The sequence below is a fragment of the Klebsiella sp. C349492 genome, assembly GCF_042055345.1.
Classification (GTDB): Bacteria; Pseudomonadota; Gammaproteobacteria; order Enterobacterales; family Enterobacteriaceae; genus Klebsiella; species Klebsiella scottii.
In genome coordinates, this window is record NZ_JANQCE010000006.1 from 41589 (window position 1) to 54029 (window position 12441).

The window sequence follows — 12441 nt, forward strand, 5'->3', positions numbered from 1 at the left end:
CGAACGTTCTATGTTTGTTCATATGTTCAGATATCATTAAAATGTTCACGGCCAATGAAGCGCTTCCTGCACCTGGCGTAACCACGTAGCCCATACCTTAACCCCGCTCTTTGAGGAGGCAGTGATATGACAGTAACGACCGAATTGTATCCTTCAGCACACATCGCCGAGCTTTTTTTCCCGCTAGCCGGCGATGAAAACGCCGTTCTACAGGTCATCCACGAAATCGCCGGCATCGGCTATTACCGGGGATTTGAAACCGGCATTATTCATCGGCCGGAAATCGCGGCGAATATCCGCAACCTCGCTGAACAGCAGCGCCTGAATGTCACCCAGTGGCTGACCTTCGAATTGCTTAAAGACCATCTCAACCTCAGCAGCCTCGACCCCGAGCTGCGGGAGAAATCCATCCGTCGCGCCTGCGAGCTGGTCCACCTGGCGGCCGAATGCGGCACCAGTAAACTGTCGCTGGTGAGCGGCGGCGATCCCGGCGACGCGCGCCGTGAAGAGGCAAAAAAGGGGTTTGGCGAAGCGCTGGTACGTATTGGCGAAGTCGTTGGCCAGTATGAGAATATGCTTTTACAGGTCGAGCCTCTCGACCGCTTCGCGCATAAATGTCAGCTGATTGGCCCGACGGACGAGACCGTGGAGTGGATGAAAGCGCTGCGGCCGGACTGCCCTAAACTCTATCTCGCCTGGGATAGCGCTCACGTCTCGCTGAATCAGGAAGATCTCGCGGAATCGCTGACGCTCGCCGCGCCGCTGATTTCGCAGCTGCATCTGGCTAACGCCATCCTTGACCCGCAGGCTCAGGGTTACGGTGATTATCATATGAAATTTGGCGAACCAGGGTTCCTCACCACGGAGTCAGCGGCGCATATTATCCGAACCGCAATGAGCCTTGAGCTGCCGAAAGAGCTCGGCCCAATCTCCCTTGCCGTCGAAATGCGCACCACCGAGCAGGACGATCTGTGGGATAACGAACGCCAGTGCCGTGAATTTCTGCAGAGTGCCTGGCGCGAAGCGCAAAGCTAATCGCGAGGCCCGAATAGCACAGGACTAATGCCCGCGGGTTAAACAACCGGCGGGCATTTTTTTGTCTCATCCGCAATAAAGACCGGCGCTGCCGCAATGACCCACGAGCGGTGATAAACAGGCGTAAGGCGGGGCCTTCACGCCCGCTGAAATCGGCGTACCGAAGGGGCTGACCGCCAGAGAGATGGCGGCGAGAGGCGAATAGAGACAGGAGCAAGCCCCGGAGATGGGCCGACCGCAGGCTGAAGGCAGGAAGAGGTTCCCTGCGGGAGAGCGAGGATTGTTAAGGGGGAGACGGTTATCTCCCCCTTAACCCGGTCATCTGGCGCCGATGCCGTACGTTCGGCATAACGCCAGCAGGCAATACGCTGACATTACGCCGCTGGTACCGGCGTCAGCAGCGGCTTACCGGCATAAAACGCCGCGATATTATCGATAACCAGCTTCGCCATTGCCGCACGGGTTGCGCGGGTGGCGCTGCCAATATGCGGCGTCACCACCACGTCATCGCGGTTCAACAGCGCCTGCGGAACGTGGGGCTCGTTAGCAAAAACGTCCAGACCCGCACCGCCAATTGTGCCGAGGGTGAGAGCTTCCGCCAGCGCCTCCTCATCCACGACGCTGCCGCGAGCAATATTAATCAAAATCCCCTGCGGCCCAAGGGCGGCGAGCACGTCGTGATTAATCAGCTTCTGGCTCTCCTTCCCCGCGCTGGCGCATACCATCAGCACATCGCTATTTTTCGCCAGCTCCAGCAAATCGGGATAGTACGTCACCTCGCTGCTTTCCACGGGATTGCGATCGAAGCAGGCAATGCGCATCGCAAAGCCCTGCGCCCTTTTAGCGACGGCCCGGCCAATGCGGCCAAAGCCAACAATGCCCAGACGCCCGCCGCTGACTTTGGTTGACTGCGGGTAGGTGCCGGATTGCCAGCCGCCGCGCTCAATAAACTTCTGCGCGCCGTTAATGCGCCTTGATACGTTCAGCATCAGAGCGATCCCAAGGTCGGCAACGTCATCGGTTAAAATATCCGGCGTATTGGTCACCTGGACACCTCTTGCGGCGGCGGCGCGAATATCCACGCCGTCATAACCCACACCAAATACGGCGATTAATTTTAATTGCGGCAATTGATTAATCAATGCGGCTTCAACCTTCGACTCCCCACTGGCTAATATTACCTGGACTTGCCCGGCGATGGCATGCAATTGTTCAGCAGACAATTTACTGTATTCATACAACGTGTGGGCGAGCGCTAACTCATCCGCTAACACCTGCGGTACTTTATCCACTCGTAATATAACTGACATATCAGCATCCTGTATTTAATAGTGATTCAGCCACAGTACTAAGCGGCTATTTATTTCTGGTATGACAGCTGGCCGTTTTTCAGCGGTAATTTATTGAAGTTAATGCACAGCGTCCCGACGGTGTAGAACCCGGCGCAGACGGCGAAATAGACCAGCACGCTTTCAAAGCTACCGGTGGCTTGTAAAATAACGCCCACCAGAATCGGTACCAGTATCCCCGCGCAGCTGTTAGCCATATTCATCAGCCCGCCAACCAGACCCACGCGGTCTTTCGGCGCCAGAATGGCCGGGAAGCTCCAGTACAGGCTGCCAAACATCATAAAGAAGGCGGCGACGGAGAGCAGGCCAACCGCCAGGTCCGGATCGGTAACCGTCGACAGCGCGTACAGCACACTCAGCCCGACGATGCCGGAGATAGACAGCAGGCTTTTCAGCGATACGTTATGGCTGACGCCTCTCTTCACCAGGAAGTCGACGAAGAAGCCGCTAAACAGGCATCCCAGCGTACCCATAATAAAGATGATAAACGTCGAGTTGCCAATAGAGGCCAGCTGCAGACCCTGCGCCTGCGCCAGATAACTCGGCCCCCAGGTCAGCAGCCCCCAGTACACCATGCCCCAGGAGGCGCGGCCAATCATGATCGCCGCCATAGTAAACCAGCTGATCCCCAGGCCCTTGGTCGGCGCGGCGTCATCGGCGTCGGTCGCGCCGTTGACGTTGCCGGCGGCAATATACGCCACCTCCTGCGGATCCACTTTCGGGTGTTCAGACGGGCGGTCGCGCAGAATTCGCCATGCCACAAAGCCCAGCAGCATGGTGAAGAGGCCGACCACCACGAAGGTGACGCGCCATGAGTCCAGCAGCACGATTAAATGGGCCACGATAATCCCGCCAATCGCCACGCCCAGCGGGCTGCCGGAGTCCATGATAACCGCCCCGCGGCCCCTTTCAGATTGCGTCAGCCAGGTTGAGCTCAGCTTCGCGCCGCTGGGTGAAACCGGCGCTTCCATGACCCCTAAACCGATACGGGAAAGGATCAGGCTAATTCCGCCGCTCGCCAGGCCGATAATGGCCTGGAAGAACCCCCAGCCAAACAGCGCGCCGGTGATCACTTTACGCGGGCCGTAGCGGTCGAGCAGCCAGCCTCCCGGCACCTGCAGCAGAGCATAGGACCAGAAGAAGCTGCTAAGAATCAAACCCTGAGTGGTCGGTGAAAGATCGAACTCTTCTTTTATATACGGCATCCCGATCGATAAGGTAATACGATCCATCAGGTTAACGGCTAATAAGAAGAACATCGTGGCAAAGATAACCCAGCGGTAGTTAGTGGGTTTCTTTGTATTTGGTAATGGAGTGAGTGTAGAGTCAGACATAATTAACCTTCGATGTTAAAAGTCGTTAAAAAAATAAAACGAAATTAATCTATGAGCGTTAAGTACCCGGTGAACATTAGTTACTCTTTTTTCTTAATATGAACAAAAGAGCGATTGATGAACTTATGTTACAGACATAACAACATATACGTCAGAAACCGTGTGCGACCTTAATCACAGAACATGGAAATATGCTTATAATCATTTTTATAATCCCCACAAAAAAATATCGAAAATGATATTTAGTTCATTCTTAACGATAAATAAGAACAAACCTTGAAGTTAAAAATAAAATAAATTGCGCCAGCAGCTCATACTCTTTATCTTGAATTTCAGCGGCGACGCATTTTTATTTATCAAGCGTCGACAGGGTAACCCAACCATTTTTCCAGCATCTGCCGGGACTGGATCAGCACCTCCAGGCTATACGCCGGATCGACGGGTGAAGCTCCGCGCACCGGATAGCTATCGCGCTGGCGATGCATGCGTAAAGGAATTTCCAGGCTACAGGGAATAGCGCGCGCCTCCAGCTCTTTTAGCATTGGCACATAGTTCAGCTGGCCATAGCCCATCGGCGTGAAGTGCACTTCCCCGTCGCGGACCTGCAGATCCTTCAGATGGCAATGCTGAGCCCCCGGCAGCATGGCGATCGCCGCCTCAACCGGATCGACGTCCGGGCACAGCGAAACAATATTGCCGGCATCAACGTTGAAGGCCACCGCCGGACTATCGATAGCGTCCAGCAGCGCAAAGCCGTCGTCGGCCAGGCGGAAGACGTCATAATTCGGATCGCCGCCGTTTTCCAGACAGATCGTGCAGCCGTGTTCATCGGCAACCGCCGCCAGCTCGCGCAGATTATCGATAATACGCGCGCGATCGGCGCTTCTGCCGACGCAGACGTTGATCCATTTTGCGCCAATCATACTGGCAAAGCGGATGCGCTGGCTGAACTGCTCCACGGCATCCACGGCGCCCATATTCATCGTCGCCCCCAGCGAATGCGTGCCCAGCTGGTGTTTTTCCAGCAGCTCACGAATATGCTGCGCGTTTTCTGCACCAAAGAGCTCGGGCGGCATATCGCCCACGTAGCCCTGGTTATAGGCCAGCTCAACGTAATGAAACCCGGCTTTTTTTATTGTGCTAAAGGCGACGTCGGTATCAAGACCGTCGAACATCGCGGTATTTACGCCAATCACAAGTTTACTCATGGCCGATCCCTTCCTTTATGTAACAGAGCTGCCAGCGCTATTCTTGTCAGAATAGCCGATAAGCCAGCTCGCGTTTATCAGACCCTAACCTACGCCAGCAGCGCTTTCGCTTTAGCGACAACGTTCTCAACGGTGAAGCCGAACTCTTCGAACAGCAGCTCGGCCGGCGCAGACTCGCCGAAGCTCGTCATGCCGACGATAGCGCCGTTCAGGCCCACGTATTTGAACCAGTAGTCGGCGATACCCGCTTCCACCGCCACGCGAGCCGAAACCGCTTTCGGCAGCACCGATTCACGGTACGCCGCATCCTGCTTGTCGAACGCGTCGGTGGACGGCATGGAGACCACCCGCGCCTTCACCCCTTCCGCAGACAGCTGGTCCCACGCGGCAACCGCCAGCTCAACTTCTGAACCGGTGGCGATGAAGATCAGCTCCGGCTGGCCGGCACAATCTTTCAGCACGTAGCCGCCGCGGGCGACGTTCGCCAGCTGCTCTGCCGTACGCTCCTGCTGCGCCAGGTTCTGACGCGACAGGATCAGCGCCGTCGGGCCGTCGTGACGCTCAACCCCGTATTTCCACGCAATCGCCGATTCCACCTGGTCACACGGACGCCATGTGCTCATGTTCGGCGTCACGCGCAGCGAAGCCACCTGCTCGACCGGCTGGTGCGTCGGGCCGTCTTCGCCCAGACCGATGGAGTCGTGGGTGTAGACCATCACCTGACGCTGTTTCATCAGCGCCGCCATACGCACCGCGTTACGCGCATATTCCACGAACATCAGGAAGGTGGAGGTGTACGGCAGGAAACCGCCGTGCAGGGAGATACCGTTGGCAATCGCGGTCATCCCGAACTCACGCACGCCGTAGTGGATGTAGTTACCCGCGGTGTCTTCGTTGATGGCTTTCGAGCCGGACCAGATAGTCAGGTTCGACGGCGCCAGGTCAGCTGAGCCGCCGAGGAATTCAGGCAGCAGCGGGCCGAAGGCTTCAATCGCATTCTGCGACGCTTTACGGCTGGCGATTTTCGCCGGGTTAGCCTGCAGCTTCGCGATGAACTCGTTCGCTTTCGCGCCGAAGTCTGCCGGCATCTCGCCTTTCATACGACGGGTGAATTCAGCCGCTTCCTGCGGGAAGGCGCTGGCGTAGGCCGCGAACTTCTCGTTCCAGGACGCTTCTTTTGCCTGACCGGCTTCTTTTGCATCCCACTGCGCGTAGATGTCAGACGGGATTTCAAACGCCGGGTGATGCCAGCCCAGCGCCTCGCGGGTCAGTGCGATTTCCGCGTCGCCCAGCGGCGCGCCGTGGGAGTCGTGGGTACCGGCTTTGTTCGGCGAACCGAAGCCGATGATGGTTTTGCACATCAGCAGGGACGGTTTGTCGGTCACCGCGCGCGCTTCTTCCACCGCGCGTTTGATGGCGTCGGCGTCATGGCCGTCAACGCCGCGCACCACGTGCCAGCCGTAGGCTTCGAAACGTTTAGCGGTATCGTCGGTGAACCAGCCTTCAACGTGACCGTCGATGGAGATGCCGTTGTCGTCATAGAACGCCACCAGCTTGCCCAGCTTCAGGGTACCGGCCAGGGAGCACACTTCGTGAGAAATGCCTTCCATCATGCAGCCGTCGCCCATGAAGGCGTAGGTGAAGTGGTCAACGATATCGTGGCCCGGACGGTTGAACTGCGCCGCCAGGGTTTTTTCGGCAATCGCCATCCCGACCGCGTTGGCAATCCCCTGGCCCAGCGGGCCGGTGGTGGTTTCAACGCCGGCGGTGTAGCCGACTTCCGGGTGGCCCGGGGTTCTGGAGTGCAGCTGACGGAAGTTTTTCAGTTCTTCAATCGGCAGATCATAACCGGTGAGATGCAGCAGGCTGTAAATCAGCATTGAGCCGTGGCCGTTGGAGAGCACGAAACGGTCGCGATCGGCCCAGGCCGGGTTGTTCGGGTTATGATTCAGGAAATCACGCCACAGGACTTCGGCAATGTCAGCCATACCCATCGGGGCACCCGGGTGGCCGGATTTGGCTTTCTGTACCGCGTCCATGCTCAGCGCACGAATAGCGTTAGCAAGCTCTTTACGCGATGGCATTGTCAGCCTCCTGTTTTTCCAGCAGCTCGCTGAGCATCACCTCCAGCTTTTGCTGGTCCTGAGCAAACAGGCGAATGCCTTCCGCCAGCTTATCGACCGCCATCGGGTCCTGATTGTGTAGCCAGTAAAACTCGGACTCAGTCAGCGGCGATGGCGGCACCTCGCCGGCCTGCGGAGGAACCAGCGCGACGGTAAGATCGCCCTCCATTCGGCTGAGATCCTCCAGCAGCGCGGGGGCAATCGTCAGGCGATCGCAGCCGGCCAGCGCAATCACCTGCGCCGTTTTACGGAAGCTTGCGCCCATGATCACCGTCGGGTAGCGGTGCTTCTTATAGTAATCGTAAATATTGCGCACCGAGACGACGCCCGGATCGTTCTCCGCCGCGTCGTCTTCCAGCAGATTACGTTCGCGATACCAGTCGTAAATTCGCCCGACAAACGGCGAAATCAGCCATACTCCCGCTTCGGCGCAGGCGCGCGCCTGGGCAAATGAAAAGAGCAGCGTCAGGTTGCAGTGAATGCCTTCGCGCTCCAGCTCTTCCGCCGCCTTAATCCCCTGCCACGTCGAGGCCAGCTTGATCAGCACGCGGGAGCGGTCGATTCCGGCCTGCTCATACAAACGAATCAGCTTGCGCGCTTTCGCCACGCACAGCCCGCGATCGTAAGAGAGGCGGGCATCAACCTCCGTCGACACTTTTCCCGGTACCTGGCTCAGCAGCTCGAGGCCAATATTCACCGCCAGCTTATCGCCGGCGTTAATCAGCCGCGTTTGCGCCGTGCCGCCCTGTTCGCAGGCCCAGGCGATGGCCTGCTCGATCAGCGGGCGGTAAAGCGGCTGCGCGGCGGCTTTCAGTATCAGCGACGGATTGGTCGTTGCATCCTGCGGATGGTATTCACGGATAGCGGTGATATCACCGCTGTCCGCAACGACGGTGGTCACTTCTTTCAGTTTTTCCAGAATGGTCATCGTGATGACTCCTTTATTCATCTGCGCGGGTCGCACCGTCCGGGTGAACCAGCGTTTCGTAATAATCGATACGCTGCACCTTCGGCCCGGAGCGCCCGGCTTCAAACTCGGCAGCAAGCCAGGTATCGACCAGCATCAGCGCCAGCTCGCTGCCCACCACCCGCGCCCCGAGGGTCATAATTTGCGCATTGTTACTTTTGCGGGCGCGATCGGCGGAGTAAACGTCATGACACTGCGCGGCGCGAATGCCGGGCACCTTATTCGCTACAATCGCCATCCCGATGCCGGTACCGCAAAACAGGAGCCCGCGCTCAAAGGTGCCTTCGCGGATAGCCGAAGCCAGGTTAAAGGCGATATCCGGATACATCTGCTCATTTCCCGCCACGTCGTGGCTAAAATCAACGACCTCGATGTCCCGCTGCTGAAGATGTTCCTTTACCAGATTTTTAAGTCCGGTCGCAGCATCATCCGCACCGATTGCGACTTTCAACATTTCTCTTACCTCATAAATGACAGCGTTAGTATCAAACTTATGTTCAGAAGCCGCTCGTGTGATGGATTCAGGCTGGAATTCCCGGCCGCTTAACTGAACTAAAGTTCACTAGTTGTTCGTATGTAATAATGTTTAGCAAGAAAATGACGGCTTAAAAAGGGGGTATTGCACAAAAAATAGCTTTATTAAGCAAATCAAGACCGCGATCACATATCCACCTACTGAACATTTGATTGAATCATGTGATCTGATAGCGTTCATTTGTGATGGTACAAATGGCCAGAAACTGGCGGCTGGGAAACTAAATACAAATCATCTGGAGAAGACAAAATGAGCTGGATTTTTAACCGACCGTCAGACTTCGCAAAAGAAATGGTGGCGGGCTTCGTCAGCGCGCACGCGTCAATGGTGCGCCAGGTCCCCGGCGGGGTCGTGCGTAATACGCAAAGTCGGCCGGGCGGCGTGGCTATCGTCGTTGGCGGCGGATCCGGACACTACCCCGCCTTTGCCGGGCTGGTAGGCCAGGGCCTGGCTCACGGCGCGGCAATGGGCAATCTTTTCGCCTCCCCTTCCGCGCAGCAAATCTGCTCCGTCGCGCGGGCGGCCAATAACGGCGGCGGCGTGCTGCTGATGTTCGGCAACTACGCCGGCGACGTGCTTCATTTCGGTCTCGCCTGCGAACGGCTGCGCGCCGAGGGGATCCCCTGTGAAACCATGGCCATCACCGACGATATCTCCAGCGCGCCGCTGGCTGAAAAAGAGAAGCGCCGCGGCGTAGCCGGCGATCTGGTGGTGTTTAAAGCCGCCGCCGCCGCCGCAGAGCGCGGCGACTCGCTGGCCGAAGTGCTGGCTATTTCCCGCCGCGCCAACGAGCAAACGCGCTCGCTAGGCCTGGCCTTTAGCGGCTGTACCTTCCCCGGCGCGGAGCATCCGCTCTTTACCATTCCGGAAGGGAAAATGGGCTTTGGCATGGGGATCCACGGCGAACCGGGCATTAGCGAACTGGATACCGTTTCGTCGAACGAGCTGGCGAAAATGCTTACCGGCACTCTGCTGGAAGAGCGTCCGCAGGCTATCGCGCAAACCAAAGGCGCGCGTTTGGGCGTTATCATTAACGGTCTTGGCTCGGTGAAGTATGAAGAGCTGTTCGTGTTCTGGCATGACGTGCAGCCGCTGCTGCAGGATGCAGGCGTAGAAGTGACCGATATCCAGATCGGCGAGTTTGTCACCAGCTTTGATATGGCCGGAATGTCGATGACTTTCGTCTGGTTTGATGAAGAGCTGGAAGCCCTGTGGCTTGCCCCTGCCACCACTCCCGCCTTTAGCCGCGGCTCCGTCCTGCCGCACAGACCTCTCGATCCGCAGCAGCTGGTGCAGAGCGGCGAGGTCAATATCCCCCAGGGCAGCGCGGAATCGAAAGAAGTGGCCGTCAAGGTGATGCGGATAATTGACGCCGTCGCGCAAACGGTGATTGATAACGCCGAAGAGTTTGGCCGTATCGATGCGATCGCCGGCGATGGCGACCACGGCATCGGTATGGAACGCGGCGTCGTTGCCGCCCGCAGCGCGGCGAAAAAGGTGCTGGAACGGGGTGCCGGAGCCGGTGCCCTGCTACAATTCGCCGCTGACGCCTGGGCAGATGAGGCCGGCGGCACCTCTGGCGCCATCTGGGGCGTGATTCTCAATACGCTGGGTATCACCATCGGCAATCATGAAAAACCTGACGCCGCGCGGGTGGCGCTGGCCATCTCCCAGGCCAACGCCGGGGTGATGCATTTTGGCAAAGCCAAACCCGGCGATAAAACCCTGGTCGACGTGCTGCTGCCGTTTAGCCAGGCGCTGAGCGCGGCAACGGAAGAAGGACTCTCTCGCGCGCAGGCCTGGGACAAAGCCGAGCGCGTCGCCCGCCAGAGCGCGCAGGATACCGCCCAGCTGTTGCCGAAAATCGGCCGCGCCCGCCCGCTTGCGGAGCGCAGCCTCGGCACGCCGGACGCCGGCGCGGTATCGCTGGCGATGATCATCGCCGCGGTGGGCGCCTGCATGAGCGATAATACTGAAACTGAAGAACCCCGGGAGAACGTATGCCCCTAAGCCCCATCGTCGGCACCAGCCATAAAACCTATTTTGGCTATGGCCAAACCCAGGAATGGTGCCAGCAGGTTGCCGAGCTGCTGCGCCGGCAGCCGGCAGAGCAGACGGCGCGGCTGCAGCTGTTCACCTTTCCGGCGATGCCGGCGGTCGCGGCGGCGCTGCGCTGCTTTGAGGGAACGGCGATGGCCACGGGAGCGCAGAATATCTGCGCCGCCCCGCCCGGCGCCTGGACCGGCGAAAGCAGCGCCGCCATGCTGCAGGAGATGGGCTGCCGCTACGTCGAGCTCGGCCATGCCGAACGGCGCCGCCACTTCGGCGAAACCACCGGCATCATCAACCAGAAGATCGATATGGCCTATGCAAGTCATCTCACCCCGGTCATTTGTATTGGCGAAGACCAGCAAATGAGCGCCGAAGATGCCGCCGCTTACGCTATCGGCCAGGTGCAGGAGCTGCTGGCGCACCGCGGAGACGGCGCGCTGTCGCCGACGATTTTCGCCTGGGAGCCGCAGTGGGCCATTGGTGCGCCAAAGCCTGCCAGCGACGACTATATCCGCCACGTCTGCCGCGAGCTGCGTGCGCATTTGCGGCAACATTACGGCCCACAGTTTCAGGTTATCTACGGCGGAAGCGCGGGCCCCGGCCTGCTCAGCCGCCTGTGGCCCGACGTTGACGGAATTTTCCTCGGCCGTTTTGCCCACCAGCCTGAAGCCTTTGCGTCAATTCTTGCCGAAGCACAGAAGATAGCGGCCGACCGCCCGGAGAGCTAGCCGCCCTTTCTGAAGCGCGACGGGACTCACGGAGGACCGTCGCGCTTACCCTGCTTGAGCTAAAAACGTTTCTGATATACTTTCAGCAAATGTTCACCCCCTAAACATTAATCTATCGCGTGGAGAAAGCAGCCGAATGGAAAAATCGAGCGCGTCCCAGGAATATGAGCTACTGACCGAGATTGCCGTAGCCTATTACTGTGATGAGATAACGCAGGAAGAGATTGCCAACAAATTTGGCTTCTCGCGTATTAAGGTCGGACGTCTGCTAAAACGAGCAAAAGAAGAAGGGATCGTCGAGATCAACGTCCGCTACCACCCGATCTTCAGTACCCAGCTTGAAAAGCAGCTCAAAGATCGTTTCCCCATCAGCCGCGCGCTTATCGCCCTCGACCATAACGATGAAGAGGAGCAGCGTCGCCAGGTTGCCACCCTGGTCTCCAGCCACCTCAACAATATGCTGAAAGATAACGTGGTGGTGGCGGTGGGTCAGGGTCGCAACGTGGCGGCGGTCGCGGAATTCTCCGGCACCATCCAGGCGCGCGACTGTCGCTTTATTTGCGGCATCGGCGGCACCCATCGGCCGGGCGATATCATCAACGCCGATCATATCAGCCGCCTGCTGGCGAAGAAATTTGGCGGCAGCAGCGAGTCGCTGTACGCACCGGCCTACGTCGAAAATATGCAGCTAAAAGAGCTGCTGCTGCAGAACGGCACCATTAAAGAGACGCTCGACCGCGCGCGCAAGGCCGATATTGCCCTGGTTGGCATCGGCGATATGAACGAAGAGAGCTACATGGTGAAGCTGGGCTGGTTCACGCCGCAGGAGATCAACGACGCCAGCATTAACCAGGGCGTTATCGGCGACGTAGCCGGTTACGACTTCTTCAACTCCCGCGGCGAGCACGTTAACACGGTGATGGACAACCGCGTGATTGGCCTGAGCGTTGAAGAGCTCAAGCAGATCCCCTGCGTGATTGCGATTGCGTCTGAAAATACCAAAGCGATGGCGATTATGGGCGCGCTGCGCACCGGGGCAATCGATATCATCGCCACCAGCGCCCGCAACATTCGCACGATTTTAAGCATGAGCCAGTAATCCGTCGGGCT

Annotated in this window: 10 protein-coding genes; 4 read left to right on the forward strand and 6 right to left on the reverse strand. The window is 58.1% G+C overall.

Features of this window, described 5'->3' with window-relative positions:
- The first annotated feature begins 126 nt into the window (after positions 1-126).
- Positions 127-1035, forward strand: coding sequence for a sugar phosphate isomerase/epimerase family protein (locus NWP14_RS20180; protein WP_375215865.1), 909 nt, complete (start codon positions 127-129; stop codon positions 1033-1035).
- A 374-nt stretch (positions 1036-1409) separates the two neighbouring features.
- Here the strand turns inward: NWP14_RS20180 and NWP14_RS20185 are convergent, their stop codons facing one another.
- The 6 genes from NWP14_RS20185 to NWP14_RS20210 form a co-directional block, all read right to left on the reverse strand.
- On the reverse strand, positions 1410-2345 hold the full coding sequence (locus NWP14_RS20185; RefSeq protein ID WP_375215866.1) for a 2-hydroxyacid dehydrogenase: 936 nt from the start codon (positions 2343-2345) through the stop codon (positions 1410-1412).
- A gap of 50 nt (positions 2346-2395) precedes the next feature.
- Complete coding sequence (locus NWP14_RS20190; protein ID WP_095098205.1) at positions 2396-3718, reverse strand: MFS transporter; 1323 nt, start codon at positions 3716-3718, stop codon at positions 2396-2398.
- A gap of 356 nt (positions 3719-4074) precedes the next feature.
- Positions 4075-4926, reverse strand: a complete 852-nt coding sequence (locus NWP14_RS20195; RefSeq protein WP_095098208.1) for a sugar phosphate isomerase/epimerase — start codon at positions 4924-4926, stop codon at positions 4075-4077.
- Positions 4927-5015: 89 nt separating this feature from the next.
- Complete coding sequence (gene tkt / locus NWP14_RS20200; RefSeq protein WP_375215867.1) at positions 5016-7010, reverse strand: transketolase; 1995 nt, start codon at positions 7008-7010, stop codon at positions 5016-5018.
- The gene (tal, locus tag NWP14_RS20205) at positions 6997-7977 is read right to left on the reverse strand and encodes a transaldolase (protein ID WP_375215868.1); all 981 of its coding nucleotides are present in this window, start codon (positions 7975-7977) and stop codon (positions 6997-6999) included. The genes tkt and tal overlap by 14 nt, the downstream gene beginning before the upstream one ends.
- 13 nt (positions 7978-7990) lie before the next feature.
- A complete protein-coding gene (locus NWP14_RS20210) occupies positions 7991-8470 on the reverse strand; it encodes an RpiB/LacA/LacB family sugar-phosphate isomerase (protein WP_095098217.1) in 480 nt (159 codons plus the stop codon).
- A 330-nt stretch (positions 8471-8800) separates the two neighbouring features.
- Between NWP14_RS20210 and NWP14_RS20215 the strand changes: the two genes are divergently transcribed.
- From NWP14_RS20215 to NWP14_RS20225, 3 genes are all read left to right on the forward strand, one after another.
- Positions 8801-10561, forward strand: a complete 1761-nt coding sequence (locus NWP14_RS20215; protein WP_375215869.1) for a dihydroxyacetone kinase family protein — start codon at positions 8801-8803, stop codon at positions 10559-10561.
- On the forward strand, positions 10552-11331 hold the full coding sequence (locus tag NWP14_RS20220; RefSeq protein ID WP_375215870.1) for a triose-phosphate isomerase family protein: 780 nt from the start codon (positions 10552-10554) through the stop codon (positions 11329-11331). The genes NWP14_RS20215 and NWP14_RS20220 overlap by 10 nt, the downstream gene beginning before the upstream one ends.
- Before the next feature lie 136 nt (positions 11332-11467).
- Entirely contained in the window at positions 11468-12430 is a 963-nt protein-coding gene (locus NWP14_RS20225) for a sugar-binding transcriptional regulator (protein WP_095098226.1), read from the forward strand.
- Positions 12431-12441 lie beyond the last annotated feature (11 nt).

Coding starts and splice junctions, on each gene's coding strand:
- NWP14_RS20180 (WP_375215865.1), top strand. CDS start 127: ATGACAGTAACGACCGAATTGTATCCTTCAGCACACATCGCCGAGCTT.
- NWP14_RS20185 (WP_375215866.1), bottom strand. CDS start 2,345: ATGTCAGTTATATTACGAGTGGATAAAGTACCGCAGGTGTTAGCGGAT.
- NWP14_RS20190 (WP_095098205.1), bottom strand. CDS start 3,718: ATGTCTGACTCTACACTCACTCCATTACCAAATACAAAGAAACCCACT.
- NWP14_RS20195 (WP_095098208.1), bottom strand. CDS start 4,926: ATGAGTAAACTTGTGATTGGCGTAAATACCGCGATGTTCGACGGTCTT.
- tkt (WP_375215867.1), bottom strand. CDS start 7,010: ATGCCATCGCGTAAAGAGCTTGCTAACGCTATTCGTGCGCTGAGCATG.
- tal (WP_375215868.1), bottom strand. CDS start 7,977: ATGACCATTCTGGAAAAACTGAAAGAAGTGACCACCGTCGTTGCGGAC.
- NWP14_RS20210 (WP_095098217.1), bottom strand. CDS start 8,470: ATGTTGAAAGTCGCAATCGGTGCGGATGATGCTGCGACCGGACTTAAA.
- NWP14_RS20215 (WP_375215869.1), top strand. CDS start 8,801: ATGAGCTGGATTTTTAACCGACCGTCAGACTTCGCAAAAGAAATGGTG.
- NWP14_RS20220 (WP_375215870.1), top strand. CDS start 10,552: ATGCCCCTAAGCCCCATCGTCGGCACCAGCCATAAAACCTATTTTGGC.
- NWP14_RS20225 (WP_095098226.1), top strand. CDS start 11,468: ATGGAAAAATCGAGCGCGTCCCAGGAATATGAGCTACTGACCGAGATT.